The sequence below is a fragment of the Streptosporangium subroseum genome (assembly GCF_900188345.1).
GTDB classification, from domain to species: domain Bacteria; phylum Actinomycetota; class Actinomycetes; order Streptosporangiales; family Streptosporangiaceae; genus Streptosporangium; species Streptosporangium subroseum.
Genome location: NZ_FZOD01000090.1, coordinates 1 through 19,470 on the forward strand (window position 1 = coordinate 1; position 19,470 = coordinate 19,470).

The following is a 19,470-nucleotide window of genomic DNA, read 5'->3' on the forward strand; positions in this document are numbered from 1 at the left end:
CTCGGGGATCCGATCGAGGCGCAGGCATTGCTGGCCACGTACGGTCAGGATCGGGAGACGCCGCTCTGGCTGGGGTCGGTCAAGTCCAACCTGGGGCACACCCAGGCCGCCGCCGGCGTGGCCGGGATCATCAAGATGGTCCAGGCCATGCGGCACGGCATGTTGCCCAAGACGCTGCACGTGGACGCTCCCACCTCCGAGGTGGACTGGTCGGCCGGTGCGGTGGAGTTGCTGACCGAGGCGCGGGCCTGGCCGGAGGTCGACCGGCCGCGTCGCGCGGCGGTGTCCTCGTTCGGGATCAGCGGCACCAACGCCCACGTCATCCTCGAAGCCCCGGCGGACGAGCCGGTTCCGGCGCCCGTCGCTGAGCTGCCGATCATCCCTGTGGTGCTCACCGCCGCGGAGCCGGACGCGCTGCGAGAAGCCGCCGAGCGGCTCCGGCGGGGCCTTCCGGCCGACGCGTCCCTGGACCAGGTCGGCCGGGCCCTGACGACCCGCGCACGCCTACGGCACCGGGCAGTCCTCCTCGCGAGCGACCGCACCGATCTGGACGCCGGGCTGGCGGCGGTGGCCGCCGGAACCCATCCGCTGGCCGGTGCGGCCGGGCCGGGCCGGCTGGCGGTGGTGTTCACCGGTCAGGGCTCGCAGCGGGCCGGGATGGGACGTGAGCTGTATGCGGCCTTCCCGGTGTTCGCGGCGGCCTATGACGAGGTCTGTGCGGCGCTGGATCTTCCGCTGCACGGGCTGGACGCGGCGTTGCTGGATCAGACCGGCTGGGCACAACCGGCGATCTTCGCGCTGGAAGTGGCGCTGCTGGCACTCGTCCGCTCCTGGGGTGTGACCCCGGAGGTGGTGGCGGGGCACTCGATCGGAGAGATCACCGCCGCGTACGCCGCCGGTGTTCTGAGCCTGGCGGATGCGGCCACGCTGGTCGCGGCGCGGGGCCGGTTGATGCAGGCGCTGCCCTCGGGCGGGGCGATGCTTGCCGTTGGGGCGGCGGAGGTGGATGTTCTGGCGCTCCTGACCTCCATGGCCGGCGGCGATGAGTCGAGTGGCGGTGGCTTGGCCGTCGCGGGTGGCGGCGAGTCGAACGGCGGCGGTCCCGCCGTTGACGTCGCGGCGGTGAACGGCCCGATGTCGGTGGTGATCTCCGGGACTGAGGCCGGCATCGAGCGGATCGTTGAGTTGGCCGGTGGCGACGGGCCGAATGGCGGTGACTTTGCCGTTGATGTCGCGGCGGTGAACGGTCCGGCGTCGGTGGTGGTGTCCGGGGCTGAGGCCGGCATCGAGCGGATCGCCGAGCTGGCGGCGGAGCGGGGTTGGAAGACGAGCCGGCTCCGGACGAGTCATGCGTTCCATTCGCGGTTGATGGAGCCGATGCTGGCGGAGTTCCGCGCCGTGGTGAAGACCCTGACGTTCGCCGAACCGACTCTGGCCACGGTCTCCACGGTGACGGGCCTGGCAGTGGCACCGGGGGAGTGGACCGACCCGGAGTACTGGGTGCGGCAGGTCCGCGAGCCCGTTCGGTTCGCCGACGCCGCGGCTGCTCTGGGCACCGACCGTGTGCTGGAGTTGGGTCCGGACGGCGTGCTCACCGCGCTGATCGGTGAGGCGAGCCCGGATGCGATCGCCGTGGCCGCGCTGCGCCGGGACCGGGACGAGGTCATGACGCTGCTCACCGCCGTGGCCGAGCTGTTCGTCCACGGGCAGCGCGTCGATTGGCGTGCGCTGCTCGGTGACGGCGCCCGCGCCGAACTGCCCACCTACCCGTTCCAGCACCGGCGGTACTGGCTGGACCCGACGCCGCCGACCGGCGACGTGACCACCGCCGGCCTCGACGCCTCGGACCACCCGCTGCTCGCGGCCGTGGTCGAGCTCCCCGACTCCGGCGCGCTGCTGTTCACCGGAACCCTCGCCGCGGGAAGCCAGCCCTGGCTCGCCGACCACACCGTCCACGGCCACACGGTCGTGCCGGGCACCGCGCTGGTCGAGCTGGCCCTGGCGGCGGGCGCTCGGGTCGGCACCCCGGCGGTGGACGAGTTGGTACTGCGGGACCCGCTGACGCTGCCCGCCGGGGCGTCCGTCCGGCTGCGAGTCCTGGTCGCCGCGCCCGACGACGACGGCCGGCGCGCGCTGACCATCTACTCCCGCCCTGACGACGAGCCCGCCGCCTGGACCACCCACGCCACCGGCCTGCTCACCACCGGGTCCGAGTCCGGCGACGACGGTACGGACCTGGTGGTCTGGCCGCCGGTCGGCGCGGAGGAGCTCGGCCTGGACGGCCTGTACGAGGCGTTCGCGGACGCGGGCCTGGGCTACGGGCCGGCGTTCCGCGGCCTGCGACGGGCCTGGCGGCGCGGCGAGACGGTGTTCGCCGAGGTCACGACCGGGGAGGCGGTCGACGGGTACGGCCTGCACCCGGCGCTGTTCGACGCGGCGTTGCACGCGATCGGCGTCGGCGGACTGCTCGCGGCCGACGGCGCCCAACTGCCGTTCGCCTTCTCCGGCGTCCGGTGGGAACGGCCGGCGGGCACGGCGCTGCGGGTGCGGCTGACGGCCGGTCCGACCGCGGGTACGGTGCGGCTCGCGCTGGCCGACGCTTCCGGGCTTCCGGTGGCCGAGGTCGACAATCTGGCCCTTCGCCCCGTGGCGGCCGACCGGCTGGCGAACACCGCGGATCGGTTCCTGTTCGGTGTGGAGTGGGTGCCTCAGGAGGTCGTGCCCGCGGCGGAAGAGCCGGTCGTGATCGCGCTGGGTGATCTGTTGCCGGTTGCGCCTGTTGCGGTGTTGGTGGTGGATGCCACGGTGCCGGGGAACGCTCGGGATCGGGCTGCCGCCCTGTTGACACTGATTCAGGCTTGGTTGGCCGATCCGGCGTGGGCGGACTCGCGGCTGGTGGTGCGCACGCGGGGCGCGGTGGGTGAGGTGGTCACCGACCCGGATGGTGCGGCGCTGTGGGGTTTGGTGCGGTCGGCGCAGTCGGAGCATCCGGATCGGATTCACCTGCTGGACGGCTCTGAGGATGTGTTCTATCCGGTGCCGGAGGCGCTGGTGCGTGACGGTGTGGTGCGGGTGCCGCGTCTGGCGCGGTTGAAGGCGTCCGGCTTGGTGGAGTTCGGGGACGGGGCGGTGGTGGTGACCGGTGCGACGGGCACGCTGGGTGGTCTCCTGGTCCGTCATCTGGTGCAGGTCCACGGTGTCCGGAAGCTGGTGTTGCTGTCTCGGTCGGGCCGGAGTGTGGAGGTCGACGGGGCGCAGGTGCGTTCGGTCGCCTGTGATGTGGCCGACGCGGACGCGGTCGCCGAAGCCCTGCGGGGTGAGCGGGTCACCGCGGTGGTGCACGCCGCCGGCGTGCTGGACGACGGCATGATCGAATCATTGACACCTGAGCGCTTGGACACGGTGTTCCGAGTCAAGATCGATGCCGTTCGCGCTCTGCGCGCGGCCACAGCCGATCAGCCTTTGACGGCGTTTGTGCTGTATTCGTCGGCGGCGGGGTTGTTCGGTAATGCCGGGCAGGCCAACTACGCGGCGGCGAACGCCTTCCTGGACGCGTACGCCACCCAGCTGCGGGAGCAGGGTGTGCCGGCGACGTCGCTGGCCTGGGGTCTGTGGGACGCGGGCATGGGCGATGCGCTCACCGATGCCGACCGGGATCGGATGCGTCGCGGCGGTGTTCTGCCGCTCACGCCCGAGCAGGGGCTGGCCGCGTTCGACGCGGCTCTCGGTACCGGAACGGCGCTGGTCGCCCCGCTGGTGATCGACGTCACCGCACTGCGCAACGCGATCACCGTCCCGCCGCTCCTGCGGGGCCTCGCGCCCGCCCCTGCAGGAGCCCGGGCCACGAACGCGCTCGGGCGGCGGCTGGCGGCATTGCCCCAGGTCGAACGCGACCACGCCGTGCTCGGTCTGGTCCGGACGCAGGTCGCCGAGGTGCTCGGGTACGGCTCCGCCGACCGGGTGGCGGCCGGGCGGGCCTTCACCGAGCTGGGCTTCGACTCGCTCACCGCGGTTGAGCTGCGCAACCGGCTGGCCGCCGCGACCGGGCTGCGCCTGCCGTCCACGCTGGTCTTCGACTACCCGACGGTGGCGGCCCTGGCCGCCTTTGTCGCCGGGGAACTCGCCGGCCGGGGCGTCGCCACCGCGGTCGCCACCGCCACGGTCGACCCCGACGAGCCGATCGCGATCGTCGGGATGGCCTGTCGCTTCCCGGGTGGCGTCAGCAGCCCGGAGGAGCTCTGGAATCTGGTCGCGGCCGGCCGGGACGGGATCGTGCCCTTCCCCGAGGACCGGGGCTGGGACCTGGAGAACCTGTACCACCCCGACCCGGACCACCCCGGCACCTCGTATGCCCGCGACGGCGGCTTCCTGCGCGACGCCGCGGACTTCGATCCGGGCCTGTTCGGGATCTCGCCGCGTGAGGCGCTGGCGATGGACCCGCAGCACCGGCTGCTGCTGGAGACGTCCTGGGAGGCGTTCGAACGCGCCGGGATCGACCCGCTGGGGCTGCACGGCCGGCGGATCGGCGTGTTCGCCGGTGTGATGTACAACGACTACGGCCTGGTGCTCGACCAGTCCACCGACAACGCCGAGGGCTTCCTCGGCACGAGCGGCAGCGTCGCCTCCGGGCGGGTGTCCTACACGTTCGGCTTGGAAGGGCCGGCGGTGACGGTCGACACCGCGTGTTCGTCGTCGCTGGTGGCGTTGCACCTGGCCATCCAGGCGTTGCGTAACGGGGAGTGCGAATCGGCGCTGGCCGGTGGCGTGACGGTGATGGCGACCCCGGGGACGTTCATCGGGTTCTCCCGGCAGCGGGGTCTGGCCGCTGATGGACGGTGCAAGTCCTTCGCCGAGGGTGCGGACGGTACGGGCTGGGGTGAGGGCGTCGGCATGCTGCTGGTCGAGCGTCTCTCGGACGCTCAACGCCTCGGTCACCCGGTCCTGGCGGTGGTGCGGGGCTCGGCGGTCAACCAGGACGGGGCCTCCAACGGTCTGACCGCGCCGAACGGTCCGTCGCAGCAGCGGGTGATCCGGCAGGCGCTGGCCAGTGCCGGTCTGACGTCGCAGGACGTGGACGTCGTCGAGGCGCACGGCACCGGTACCTCGCTCGGGGATCCGATCGAGGCGCAGGCGCTGCTGGCCACGTACGGGCGTGACCGTTCCGGTGAGCCGCTGTGGCTGGGGTCGGTGAAGTCCAACCTGGGGCACACCCAGGCCGCGGCCGGCGTGGCCGGGATCATCAAGATGGTGCAGGCGATGCGGCACGGCATGTTGCCCAAGACGCTGCACGTGGACGCGCCGACCTCGCAGGTGGACTGGTCGGCCGGGTCGGTGGAGTTGCTGGCCAAGGCGCGGGCCTGGCCGGAGGTTGGTCGGCCGCGGCGGGCGGCGGTGTCCTCGTTCGGGATCAGCGGCACCAACGCCCACGTCATCCTCGAAGCCCCGGCGGACGAGCCGGTGGCCCCGGTGGAACCGCTACCGCTGCCGGTGACCCCGGTCGTGCTCGCGGCGGCCGACCAGGACGCCCTGCGCATGCTGACAGGCCGGCTCGCCGAACGGCACGACCTGCCGCTGGGCCGGCTCGCGGCCGCCTTGACCACCCGGGCGGCGCTGCCGCAGCGCGCGGTGTTCCTGGCCGAGGACCGCGCCGCGCTGCAGGAGTCGCTGAGCGCGTTCACCGATCGGGCCATCACCGGGACGGCCACCGAAGGACGTCTGGCGGTGATCTTCACCGGTCAGGGCACGCAGCGGGCCGGCATGGGCCGCGAGCTGTACGACGCGTTCCCGGTGTTCGCCGCCGCGTTCGACGAGGCATGTGCGGCCACCGGCCTGCCGCTGCGTGAGGTGGTGGCTGACGAGGAGCGCCTCCACCAGACCGGGTGGGCGCAGCCTGCCATCTTCGTGCTGGAAGTGGCGCTGCTGGCGCTCGTCCGTTCGTGGGGTGTGGTCCCGGAGGTGGTGGCGGGGCACTCGATCGGGGAGATCACCGCCGCGTACGCTTCCGGCGTTCTGACCTTGGCCGACGCGGCGACGCTGGTCGCGGCCCGGGGCCGGTTGATGCAGGCATTGCCGGTCGGCGGCGCGATGCTGGCGGTCGGCGCCTCCGAGGCTGAGGTGCGCGCGCTGCTGGCCGACCGGCCAGAGGCCGCGGGCACTGACGGTGGCCTCGTGGTCGACATCGCGGCGGACGCGGTGGTGGTGGCCGACGGCGGGTCGAACGGCGGTGGCTTGGCCGTTGATGTCGCGGCGGTGAACGGTCCGGTGTCGATGGTGGTGTCCGGGATTGAGGACGACATCGAGCGGATCGCCGAGCTGGCCGCGGAGCGCGGCTGGAAGACGAACCGGTTGCGGACCAGTCATGCGTTCCACTCGCGGTTGATGGAGCCGATGCTCGCGGAGTTCCGCGCGGTTGTGGAGACGCTGAGTTTCGCCGAGCCGGTGATCCCGGCCGTGTCCACGGTGACCGGCCGGCCCGTCGAGCCCGGTCAGTGGACCGACCCCGGCTACTGGGTCGACCAGGTCCGCCGGCCCGTGCGGTTCGCCGACGCGGTCACGGCCCTCGACGCCGGCCGGGTGCTCGAACTCGGCCCGGACGGCGTGCTCACCGCGCTCGTCGGTCACGTCGACCCGGAACTCACCGCGGTCGCCGCGCTCCGCCGAGACCGGCCCGAGCCGCACACGCTGCTCCGGGCGGTCGCCGAGCTGTTCGTCCACGGCCAGCCCGTCGACTGGATCGCACTGGTCGGCCGCGCCGCCGCGGACCTGCCGACCTACCCGTTCCAGCGCCGGCGGTTCTGGCCCCGGCACCGGACCGGCGTCAGCGGGGACGTCACCGGCCTCGGCCTGACCGGCACCGGCCACCCGATCCTCGGCGCGACGGTCGAGGTTCCCGGCTCCGGCGTGGTGCTGTTCACCGGCTCGCTCTCCGCGGCGGCCCACCCCTGGGCAGTCGACCACACCGTCCACGGCCGTACGGTCATACCGGGCGCCGCGCTGGTCGAGATGGCCCTGGCTGCCGGCTCCCAGGTGGGCAGCCCAATGCTGGAAGAGCTGCTGCTGCAGGCCCCGCTCGTCCTGCCGGGCCGGGAGACCGTGCAGGTCCGGCTCACGGTCGGCGCACCGGACGACGCGAACCGCCGGCCGGTGAGCGTCCACTCCCGAACCGGGGCCGAGACACCCTGGACCGAACACGCCACCGGCCTGCTGTCCGAGGACACCGGCGCCGAACCGGCCGCCGTCACCGTCCCCGCCGGGGCCGAGGAGCTCGACCTCACCGGCTTCTATCCGGCGATGGACGCCGCTGGCCTGGGGTACGGGCCGGCGTTCCAAGGACTGCGCCGGGCCTGGCGCGCCGGGAACGACGTGTTCGCCGAGGTCGAGGTCGCCGAACCTCCCGGCGGCTTCGCGCTCCACCCGGCGCTGCTGGACGGCGTGCTGCACGCCGTCGCCGCCGGTGGCCTGCTCACCGGTGCGGACGTCCACCTGCCGTTCGCGTTCTCCGGTGTCCAGCTGGTGGCGGGCGGCGCGACCGCGCTGCTGGTCCGGCTCACCCCGAACGGGCCCGGCGGCGTGCGCCTGGCGATCGCGGACGCCACCGGGCTGCCGGTGGCCCAGGTCGAACGGGTCACGCTGCGACCGGTCGCCGCGGATCGGGCCACCGACACGGCCGGGCTCTACACGGTGGACTGGCGGCCTTCTCCCGCGACGGTCACCGGTGGGAAAGCGGCCGGGTGGCATCACCTGCCGTTCGGCGAACCGCTGCCTGCCCTGCCCAGCGCGCCTCCGGTCGTCCTGCTCGACGCCACCGCGCCGTCGCCGGCCGGTCCGGCCGCGGTCCGGCAAGCGCTCGTGGCCGCCCTCGGCACGCTCCAGGCGTGGGTCACCGACCCGGCCTGGGCCGACAGCCACCTGGTGGTGCTGACCTCGGGAGCGGTGGCCACGAGCCCGGCCGACTCCGTACCCGGGCTGGTCCATGCCGCGCTCTGGGGCCTGGTCCGGGCCGCCCAGACCGAGAACCCCGGCCGGTTCACGCTGATCGACGCCGACGCCGAGGGCCGCACGCTCATCCCGGGCGTCGTCGAGGCCGGGCTCACGCAGGCGGCGATCCGCGCCGACTCCGTTCTGGTGCCGCGCCTGGTCGCCGTGCCTGCCGCGCCGACCGTACCGGTCTCTGCTGTGCCAACCGTGCCTGCCTCTGCCGTGCTTGCCTCTGCCGTGCCGACCTCTGCCGTGCCTGCCTCTGCCGTGCCGACCATGCCTGCCCTTGCCGTTCATGCCTCTGCGGTGCCTGCCGTGCCCGGCCTCGGCGACGGGACGGTTGTGCTCACCGGCGCCACCGGAGCGCTCGGCGCGGCCCTGGCCCGGCACCTTGTCGCCACCCACGGGGTGAAGGACCTGCTGCTGGTCAGCCGGCGAGGCCTTGACGCGCCCGGTGCCGCGGCCCTGGTCGGCGAGCTGGCCGACGCCGGCGCCGAGGTCCGGCTGGAGGCGTGCGACCTCGCCGACCCGGCCGCCGTCCAGCGTCTGCTCGGCCCGGTCGAGGTCAGCGCGGTGCTGCACGCCGCCGGCGGTACGGACGACGCGATGCTCACCTCGTTGACGCCCGACCGGCTCGCGTCCGTCCTGGCCGTCAAGGTTGACGCTTCGGTCAACCTGCGCGCGGCCACCGCCGACCGGTCACTCAGCGCGTTTGTGCTGTTCTCCTCGGTCGCCGGCCTGCTCGGCAGCGCCGGGCAGGCCAACTACGCCGCGGCCAACACGTTCCTGGACGCCTACGCCGCGCGGCTGCGGGCCGAGGGGGTCCCGGCCACCTCGCTGGCGTGGGGGCTGTGGGAGACCGGCCTCGGTGGCGCCCTGACGAAGACCGACCGCGACCGGCTCCGCAGCGGCGGGATCGTGCCGCTGGCCACCGGCGACGCGCTCGCCCTCTTCGACGCCGCCCTCGGCGTCGACGTCGCCCTGGTCGCCCCGATCGGTCTCGACCTGCCCGCGCTCCGCCCGGCGGCCGTCGCCGGACTGCTCCCGGAACTGCTCACCGGCCTGGTGCCGACGCCGGCCCGCGCGGCGGCCCGCCCGGCCGCCGCCGGCGGCCGGGACCGCGCGCTGACCAGGCAGCTGGCCACGATGACCGACGCCGAGCAGACCCGCACGCTGCTCGGGCTGGTCCGCACGCACGCGGTCGCGGTGCTCGGCCACGCCAACCAGGCCGAGATCGGCGACACTCGCACCTTCGGCGAGCTGGGCTTCGACTCGCTCACCGCGGTCGAGTTCCGCAACCGCCTGGCCGCCGACACCGGCCTGCGGCTCGCGCCGACGCTGATCTTCGACCACCCGACGCCGCTGGCGCTGGCCGACGCCCTCCGTGGCCGGCTCGCCCCCGAGGCGATCAAGGACGACGAGGCGCTCCTGGCCGAACTGGCCCGGCTGGAAGCCAGCCTGGCGACGAGCACCCCGACCGAAGCGACCCGGACCACGGTCGCGCTCCAGCTGGGGGCGCTGCTCGCCAGGTGGACGAGCACCGCCGGGCCGACCGGCGACGCTCCCGAGGATGCCCCGGACACCGATGCCGACATCGCCGCCGCCGACGATGACGAGCTGTTCAGCCTGCTTGACAACGAACTCGGCGCGAACTGACCCACCCCAAGCACCTGGAGTTGGCACGACATGGACACCGAAGCGAAGCTCCGCGACTATCTCAAGCGGGCGACCGCCGACCTCCGTCAGGCCCGCCGCGACCTCGTCGACGTCCAGGAGAAGGCCGCCGAGCCGATCGCGATCATCGGTATGGCCTGCCGCTACCCCGGCGGGGTGCGCACGCCCGGGCAGCTCTGGGACCTGCTGGACGCCGGCCGGGACGCGATCACCGGCTTCCCGCAGGATCGCGGCTGGACGGTGGCCGAGGGTGACTTCACCCAGGAGGGCGGTTTCCTCGACGACGCGGGCGCGTTCGATCCGGCCGTATTCGGCATCTCCCCGCGCGAGGCCCTGGCCATGGACCCGCAGCAGCGGCTGCTGCTGGAGTGCTCGTGGGAGGCCTTCGAACGGGCCGGTCTCGACCCGCTCGGTGTCAAGGCCTCCCGTACCGGTGTGTTCGCCGGCGTCATGTACCACGACTACGCCACCCAGCTGACCACGCTGCCCGACGGCGTCGAGGGCTACCTGGCCACCGGCACCTCCGGAAGCATCGTCTCCGGCCGCGTCGCCTACACCTTCGGCCTTGAGGGCCCCGCCCTGACCATCGACACCGCCTGCTCGTCGTCGCTGGTCGCGCTGCACCTGGCGGTGCAGGCGCTGCGCCGGGGCGAGTGCGCGATGGCGCTGGCCGGCGGCGTCACCGTGATGGCCACCCCGAACACGTTCGTCGAGTTCGCCCGGCAGGGCGGGCTGGCCGCCGACGGGCGGTGCAAGCCGTTCGCCGAGGCCGCCGACGGCACCGGCTGGTCCGAGGGCGCGGGCGTGCTGCTCGTCGAACGCCTGTCCGACGCCCAGCGCCTCGGCCACCCGATCCTCGCCGTGGTGCGGGGTAGCGCGGTGAACCAGGACGGCGCGTCCAACGGGCTGACCGCCCCGAACGGCCCCTCCCAGCAGCGGGTCATCCTCGACGCGCTGGCCGACGCCCGGCTCACCCCGGCCCAGGTCGACGCGGTGGAGGCGCACGGCACCGGGACCCGGCTCGGTGACCCGATCGAGGCCCAGGCCCTGCTGGCCACCTACGGCCAGGGCCGGCAGGACCCGCTCTGGGTCGGCTCGCTGAAGTCGAACCTGGGCCACACCCAGGCCGCCGCCGGCGTCGGCGGAGTGATCAAGATGGTCGAGGCCATGCGCCACGGTGTGCTGCCGAAGACATTGCACGTCGACGCGCCCTCCTCGCACGTGGACTGGGCGCTGGGCGGTGTCGAGCTGCTCACCGAGGCCCGGCCCTGGCCGACCGGGGACGACGCCCCCCGCCGGGCCGCGGTCTCCTCCTTCGGGTTCAGCGGCACAAACGCCCACATCGTCCTCGAACAGGCGCCGGCCGCCGCCGCGGCACCGGCGGGCACCACGGCGATCGTTCCGCTGCCGCTGGCCGGGGCCGACCCGGACGGGCTGCGGGCCCAGGCCGCCACGGTCCGCGACCACCTGAGCGCCACCGGCGCCTCCCTGGCCGACGTCGGCGCCACGCTGGTCAACCGGGGCGCGCTGCCCGGCCGGGCGATCGCCTGGGACGCCGAGAGCCTCGACGCGGTGGCCGCCGGCCTCGGCCCGGTCACCGGATCCCCGCTGGGCAACTCCGACGTGGTGTTCGTCTATCCGGGTCAGGGTGGGCAGTGGTTGCGGATGGCGGTGGGGCTGCTGGATTCCCCGGCGTTCGCCGATCGCCTCCGGGAGTGTGATGCGGCGTTGGCGCCGCTGGTGGGCTTCTCGGTGGAGGCCGTTCTGCGCGGTGGCGAGGAGTGGTTGTCCCGGGTGGAGGTGGTGCAGCCGGTGCTGTGGGCGGTCGGGGTGGCGTTGACCGCCTGGTGGGCTTCTTATGGGGTGGTTCCGGCGGCGGTGGTGGGGCATTCGCAGGGCGAGGTGGTGGCCGCGGTGGTGGCCGGGGCGCTGTCGGTGCACGATGGCGCCCGGGTGGTGGCGGCCCGCTCTGGGGCGTTGGTGGAGCTGGACGGCACGGGCGGGATGGCGTCGGTCAGCGCGGCCGCAGACAAGGTCGAGACCTGGTTGGCCGGCCCGCAGGGAGCGGGACTGGTGGTGGCCGCGGTCAACTCCCCGTCGCAGGTGGTGGTGGCCGGGGAGCGGCCGGTGCTTGAGGCGTTCGTGGCCTGGTGTGAGACGCGGGAGGTGCGGGCCCGGCTGGTGGAGGTGGGGTATGCCTCGCACTCGCCGCAGGTGGAGCCGGTGCGTGACGCGGTCCTGGCCGGAATGACCGACGTGCAGGGCGCGGTGCCGGTGATCCCGTGGTACTCGACGGTCACCGGTGAACAGGTCACCGACCCTGTGGGGGCGGAGTACTGGTGGGCGAATCTGCGGCAGCAGGTGCGGTTCGCGCCGGTCGTGGAGAAGCTGGCCGGGGAGGGTTTCCGGTTGTTCGCCGAGGTGTCGGGGCATCCCGTGCTGGGAGTGGCGTTGGAGCAGTGTGCTCCGGATGCGGGGGTGTGGGGGACGCTGCGGCGCGGTGAGGACGGCCCGGCCGGACAGATCCGGGCGTTGGGTGAGGCGTGGGTTCGCGGGGTGGAGGTCGACTGGCGGGCCTGGCCCACCGACGGCCACTGGCTCCCCGACCTGCCCACCTACCCCTTCCAGCGGCAGCACTACTGGCTGGCCTCCGCACCCGGCCTCGGCGACCTGGCCGGGGCCGGGCTGGACGGCACCGGCCATCCGCTGCTGGCCGCCGCCGTCCTGCTGCCCGACTCCGAAACCGTGGTCTTCACCGGGCACGTCTCCCGGCGTACCCATCCCTGGCTCACCGACCACGACGTGCTCGGCACCGTCCTGATCCCCGGCGCGGCGCTGGTCGAACTGGCGCTCGCGGCCGGCGAGTGGACCGACGCCCCGCTCATCGAGGAACTCCTCCTCCAGGCCCCGCTGGCGCTGCCCGAGACCGGCGGCGTCGATCTGCGCGTCACCGTCGCCGCGCCCGAGCCGGGCACCGCCTGCCGCGTGGTCACCATCCACTCCCGCCCCGACCGGGAGCACCCCTGGACGCCGCACGCCACCGGTGCCCTCCGCCCGGCCGGGCCGGCGCCCGAACCGGCGGACCTGCCGTGGCCGCCGCGTGACGCCGAGCCGATCGACGCCGGGACCCTCTACGCCGCGCTGGCCGGCACCGGCCTGGTCTACGGGCCCGCGTTCCAGGGGCTGCGCCAGGTGTGGCGACGCGACGGCGAGATCCTCGCCGAGGTCGCCCTCGACACCGACAGCGAAACCGGCGGGTACGGCGTCCACCCGGCGCTGCTCGACGCCTGCCTGCACGCCCTGGCCGCCGGTGGCCTGGTGCCCGGCGAGGACGGCGCGGTCCGGCTGCCGTTCGCGTTCGGCGGCGTCCACCTGCACGCCGTCGGCGCCGGCTCGCTGCGCGTCCGGCTCACCGCGGGCGAAGGCGCGGAGACGATCCGGCTGCACGCCGTCGACGAGGCCGGGCTGCCCGTCCTCGACATCGAGGCGCTCGCGGTCCGGCCGGTCACCGCCGACCGGCTCGGCGCCGAAGCCGTCACGCCGCTGTACGCCCTGGACTGGATGGACGCCGGAGTGCCGGCGGGCACGGCGAGCCCACTGCCGACGATCACGCTCGGCGACGCGCTCCCCGACGACATCGGGGACGTGCTGGTGCTGGACTGCGCGAGCGACGCCGCCCCGGACGGCGCCGCGGTGCGGGGCGAGACCGGGCGGCTGCTGGAGACCCTGCAGCGGTTCCTCGGCGACGAGAAGCGGACCGGCACCCACCTGGTCGTACGCACCGACGGGGCGATCGCCGCCGACCCCGGGGACACCGTGCCCGGGCTGGTCTCCGCCGCGCTGTGGGGGCTGGTCCGGTCCGCGCAGAGCGAGCACCCCGGCCGGCTCACGATCGTCGACGCCCCGGCCACCGACCGGATCCCGGACGTGCTCGCGGCCGGCCACCCCCAGGCGGCGGTACGCGGCGAACGGATCCTGGTGCCCCGGATCGTCCGGCACGCCGCCCCGGACGGCGAGCTCCCCGACCTGACCACCGGAACGGTGGTGGTCACCGGCGCCACCGGCACGCTCGGCCGCCTGGTCGCCCGGCACCTGGTCGCCGCCCACGGCGTCCGCGAGCTGCTGTTGCTGTCCCGCTCCGGCGGAAGCCCCGACCTCGACGGCGCGCGGGTGCGTGCGGTCGCCTGCGACGTCACCGACCGGGAGGCCGTCGAGGCCGCGCTGCGCGGCGTGACGGTCAGCGCCGTGTTCCACACCGCCGGCGTGCTCGACGACGGGCTGCTGGCCGATCTCACGCCCGGCCGCCTGGACGCCGTCCTGCGCCCCAAGGCGGACGCCGTCTGGAACCTGCACGCGGCCACCGCCGACCGGCCGCTCGCCGCGTTTGTGCTGTTCTCCTCGGCCGCGGGCCTGCTCGGCAACGCCGGCCAGGCCAACTACGCCGCCGCCAACACGTTCACCGACGCCTTCGCCGCCTTCCGGCGCGCCCAGGGGCTGCCGGCCACCTCGCTGGCCTGGGGCCTGTGGAACACCGACGAGGGCATGGCCGGCAACCTCACCGACGCCGACCGGCGCCGGCTGCGGCGCGGCGGCATCCTGCCGCTGGAGGTCGGCCAGGGCCTGGCCCTGTTCGACGCCGCCCTGCGCGCCGACACCGCGCTGGCCGTCCCGGTCGCGCTGAGCCTGCCCGCGCTGCGGGCCACCGCCGAGAACGGCATGCTCCCGCCCGTCCTGTCCGGGCTGGTCCGGACCGGGCCGCGCCGGGCCACCACCGCCGGCGGCCCGGGCGCGTTCGCCCAGCGGCTGGCCGGTCTGCCCGAGGCCGAGCGCGAGCAGACCGTCACCGAGTTGGTCCGTGGCACGATCGCCGCCGTCCTGGGGTTCGCCACAGGCAGCGCCGTCGACGGCAACCGGGCGCTGCGCGAGCTGGGCTTCGACTCGCTGACCGCGGTCGAGCTGCGCAACCGGCTGCAGCCGGCCACCGGCCTGAGCCTGCCGGCGACGCTCGCGTTCGACTACCCGAACGCCCGCGCCATCGCCCGGTACCTGCTCGAACGGGCGCTGGGCGCGGACCGGCTTCCGGGCGCGGCGTCGCCGGCCAGGACCGGCCCGGTGTCCGTCGACGAGCCAATCGCGATCATCGGCATGGCCTGCCGGTTCCCCGGCGGCGTACGCTCCCCCGAGGACCTCTGGCAGCTGCTGAGTGACGGCGGCGACGCGATCGCCGGCTTCCCCGTCGACCGGGGCTGGGACCTCACCGGGACCGACTTCACCCGCCAGGGCGGGTTCCTCTACGACGCGGGCGAGTTCGACGCCGGCCTGTTCGGCATCTCCCCGCGCGAGGCGCTGGCGATGGACCCGCAGCAGCGGCTGCTGCTGGAGATCTCCTGGGAGGCGTTCGAGCGCGCCGGCCTCGACCCGCTGGGGCTGCGCGGCTCCCAGACCGGCGTGTTCGCCGGCCTGATGTACCACGACTACGGCATGAGCCTGTCCACGCTGCCGGAAGGCGTCGAGGGCTATCGCGCGACCGGCGTCTCCGGCAGCGTGGTGTCCGGCCGCGTCTCCTACGTCTTCGGACTGGAAGGCCCCGCGCTCACCGTCGACACCGCCTGCTCGTCGTCCCTGGTCACCCTGCACCTGGCCGCGGAGTCGCTGCGCCGGGGCGAGTGCTCGATGGCACTGGCCGGCGGCGTCTCGGTGATGGCCAACCCGGGCACGTTCGTCGAGGTCGCCCGGCAGGGCGGGTCGGCCGCCGACGGCCGGTGCAAGCCGTTCTCCGCCGCCGCCGACGGCGCGACCTGGTCGGAAGGGGCCGGAGTTCTGCTGGTCGAGCGTCTTTCGGACGCCCAGCGGCTCGGCCACCCGATCCTCGCGGTGGTGCGGGGCAGCGCGGTCAACCAGGACGGCGCGTCCAACGGGCTGACCGCCCCGAACGGCCCGTCCCAGCAGCGGGTGATCCGGCAGGCGCTGGCCAACGCCGGTCTGACCCCGCAGGACGTGGACGCCGTCGAGGCACACGGCACCGGGACGCGGCTCGGTGACCCGATCGAGGCGCAGGCGCTGCTGGCCGCCTACGGCCAGGACCGGGAGACTCCGCTCTGGCTCGGGTCGATCAAGTCCAACCTCGGCCACACCCAGGCCGCCGCCGGGGTCGCCGGACTGATCAAGATGGTCCTCGCGCTCGGTCACGGGGTGCTGCCCCGCAGCCTGCACATCGACGCTCCCTCCCCGCACATCGACTGGACCTCCGGCGCCGTCGCGCTGCTGGACGCCGAACGCCCCTGGCCGGAGGCCGGCCGGCCGCGCCGCGCCGCCGTCTCCTCCTTCGGCATCAGCGGCACCAACGCCCACGTCGTCCTGGAGCAGTCCCCGCCCGCGCCGCCCGCACCGGAGAACCCGCCGCTGCCGGTCGTCCCGCTGCTGCTCTCCGGCCGCGACAGCGGTGCGCCGGCCGCCCAGGCCCGCCGGCTGGCCGCGTTCCTCCGCGACCGGCCCGACGTGCCGTTGGTCGACGTCGCGCACACGCTCGCCGGCCGCGCCAGGCTGGAGCACCGGGCGGTCGCGCTGAACGAGGCCGGTCTGGCCGCCCTGGCCGACCGGCGCCCCTCGGCCGACGTCGTCACCGGCGCGGCAGGGCCGACCGGCGGAGTCGTCTTCGTCTTCCCCGGCCAGGGCGGCCAGTGGGAGGGCATGGCCGCCGGCCTGCTCGACCGCTCCCCGGCGTTCGCCACCCGCCTGCGCGAGTGCGACGGCGCGCTCGGCCGGTATCTGGACTACTCGGTGGAGGCGGTGCTCCGGCAGGAACCGGGGACCCCGTCCCTGCACCGGCTCGACGTCGTCCAGCCGGTGCTGTTCGCCGTGATGGTCTCGCTGGCTGCCTGGTGGGACGCGCACGGCGTCACCCCCGCGGCGGTCGTCGGGCACTCCCAGGGCGAGATCGCGGCCGCCTGCGTCGCCGGCGCGCTCAGCCTGGACGACGCGGCCCGGATCGTCGCGCTGCGCAGCCGGGAGATGATGGCGATCGCCGACGCCGGCGCGATGCTCTCCGTCGCCGCCGCCGAGGCCGACGTGGCCGCCCGGATCGCCGAGTACGAGGACGAGGACCAGCCGGGACGGAGGCGGCTGGAGATCGCCGCGGTGAACGGGCCCGCCGCGGTGATCGTGGCCGGCGAGGCCGGCGCGATCGACGAGCTGGCCGCCCGGTACGAGGAGGAAGGCGTCCGGGCCCGCCGGATCAAGGCCAGCGCCGCCGGTCACTCCGCCCAGGTCGAGGTCCTCCGCGACCGCGTCCTGGAGGTGCTCGCCCCGGTGCGCATCGGCGCCGGCCGGGTGCCGTGGTACTCCACCGTGCGGGCCGAGCCCATGGCGCCCGAGGACGGCGCCGGCTACTGGTACGACAACATGCGGCAGCCGGTCCGGTTCGCCGCGGCCGTCCAGCGCCTGCTCGCCGACGGGTACCGGCACTTCGTCGAGGTCAGCCCGCACCCGGTGCTCACCGCCGGCATCCAGGACATCGCCGCAGGCGGCGCGGGCGACACAGCGGACACAGCCGTGGCCGGCACGCTCCGCCGGGACGAGGACGGCCCGGATCGGGAGATCAGGACCTTCGCCGAGGCCTGGGTCGCCGGCGTGCCGGTGGACTGGGCGACGGTGCTCACCGGAGGCCGTCGCGCGCTGGAGGTCCCCACCTACGCCTTCCAGCACCAGCACTACTGGCTGACCGACGCGCCCGGCGCGGCCACCGACGAACCGGACGACGAGTTCTGGGCCGCGGTCGAGGCCGCCGACGCCGCGACGCTCGGCCGGACGCTCGGCGTCGACCCCGACGCCCTCGCCCCGATGCTGCCGGCGCTCGCCGGCTGGCGTCGTGGCCAGAGAGAACGCTCGCAACTGGACGCCTGGCGGTTCCGGATCGCGTTCAAGCCGCTGCCCGAGCCGGAACCGGGCAGGCTGTCGGGCACCTGGCTGGTGCTCCACCCGGCCGACGTCGACCCGGGCGAGGTGACACTCGTGCTGATCGGCGCCGGCGCCGAGGTCGAGCACCGTACGGTCGCCGACCGGGAGACGCTGGCCGCCAAGCCCTACGCCGGCGTCGTCTCGCTGCTGGCGCTGCGCGACGACGACCGCGCGGTGCTCGATACGCTCGCGCTGACCCAGGCGATCGGCGGCCTGGACACCGCGCTGTGGATCCTCACCCGGGGCGCGGTCGCCGCCGTCCCCGGCGACCCGGCGTCCCGGCTCGCCCCCGCCCAGGTCTGGGCGCTGGCCCGCACCTTCGCGCTGGAGCACCCGGAGGCCTGGGGCGGCCTGCTCGACCTGCCGGTGACGCTGGACGCCCGGGCCACAGGCCGGGTCGCGGCCGTGCTGGCCGGCCTGGACGACGAGGACCAGGTCGCCGTCCGCGCCACCGGCGTGCTGGCCCGCCGGCTGCTGCCCGCGCCGGCCGATCCGGCCGCGCCGCTGTGGGAGCCGCGCGGCACCGTACTGATCACCGGCGGCACCGGCGCGCTCGGCGGGCACGTGGCCCGATGGGCCGCGGGATCCGGCGCCGACCACGTCGTGCTCACCAGCCGCCGGGGCGTGGCCGCCCCCGGCGCCGCGGAGCTGTACGAGGAACTGGTCGCGCTCGGGGCGCGGGTGACCATCGCCGCCTGCGACACCGCCGACCGGACGCAGGTCGCCGCGCTGCTGGCCGGCCTGCCGGAGCCGGTCACCGCGGTGATCCACGCCGCCGGCACGCTCACCCCGGTCCTGCTCGCCGACTCCACCCCGGAGGAACTGGCCGACGTCCGCTCCGGCAAGGTCGAGGGTGCGGTCCACCTGCTCGACCTGCTCGACCCCGCGCACCTGGAGCAGGTCGTGCTGTTCTCGTCCAACGCCGGCGTCTGGGGCAGCGCCCGCCAGGGCACCTACGGCGCGGCCAACGCCGCCCTCGACGCGCTGGCCGAGCAGGCCAGGGAGCGTGGCCTGCCGGTCACGTCGGTGGCCTGGGGGCTGTGGGCCGGCGGCGGGATGGCCGAGGAGAGCGGCGGCGCGGACTACATGCGCCGGCGCGGCTTCCAGGGCATGGCGCCCGAGGCGGCGATCACCGCGATGCGGCAGGCCGCCGGGGCGGGGGAGACGTTCCTCGCGGTCGTCGACGTCGACTGGTCGGTCTTCGCCCCGGCCTTCGCCTTCGCCCGGCCCCGCCCGCTGATCGCCGACCTGCCCCTCGTGCGGGCCCTCCAGGCGACCGTCGAGGCCGCTCCGCCGGCCGACGCCGGCTCGGCGCTGCGGGGGCAACTGGCCGCCGCGGCGCCGCACGAGCACGAGCAGATCGTGCTGGAGCTGGTCCGCGGCCACGCCGCCGCGGTGCTCGGCCACGACGGCCCGGACGCGGTCGACGCCCGCCGTGCGTTCAAGGAGTTCGGGTTCGACTCGCTGACCGCGGTCGACCTGCGCAACCGCCTGACCGCGGCCACCGGGCTGACCCTGCCGGCGACGCTGGTCTTCGACCACCCGACCCCGGCGGCGGTGGCCCGGCTGCTGCTCGATCGCCTGGTGACCGGCGGCATGACCCCGGAGGCCGTACTGGCCACGATCGACCAGCTGACCGAGGCGCTGGCGGCCACCGCCGGCGACACCGCGCTGCGGCTGCGGGTCGGCATGCGGCTGCGCGGCCTGCTCGACGGGCTCGGCGACGCCGAGGAGCCGGGGGAGGACTCGGTCAGCGGAAAGCTCGAAGCCGCCAGCGCCGACGAGCTGTTCCGGTTCATCGACGAACTCGGCGTGTCGTAAACGCCCAGTTAGGGGAGCGCTAGGGGTGGGCGAGCCCTGAGG

At 74.8% G+C, this 19,470-nt stretch carries 2 protein-coding genes; both read left to right on the forward strand.

The window, feature by feature from the left end; all coding sequences use genetic code 11:
- Positions 1–9,633 (forward strand): type I polyketide synthase (locus tag CHC08_RS51020; RefSeq protein WP_218825786.1); only part of this gene is annotated, 9,633 nt, incomplete at its 5' end.
- A gap of 30 nt (positions 9,634–9,663) precedes the next feature.
- Entirely contained in the window at positions 9,664–19,428 is a 9,765-nt protein-coding gene (locus CHC08_RS43910) for a type I polyketide synthase (protein WP_089213308.1), read from the forward strand.
- Positions 19,429–19,470: the final 42 nt, after the last annotated feature.

What these genes read in the sequence shown, in the direction of transcription:
- CHC08_RS43910 (WP_089213308.1), top strand. Translation starts at nt 9,664, where the DNA reads ATGGACACCGAAGCGAAGCTCCGCGACTATCTCAAGCGGGCGACCGCC.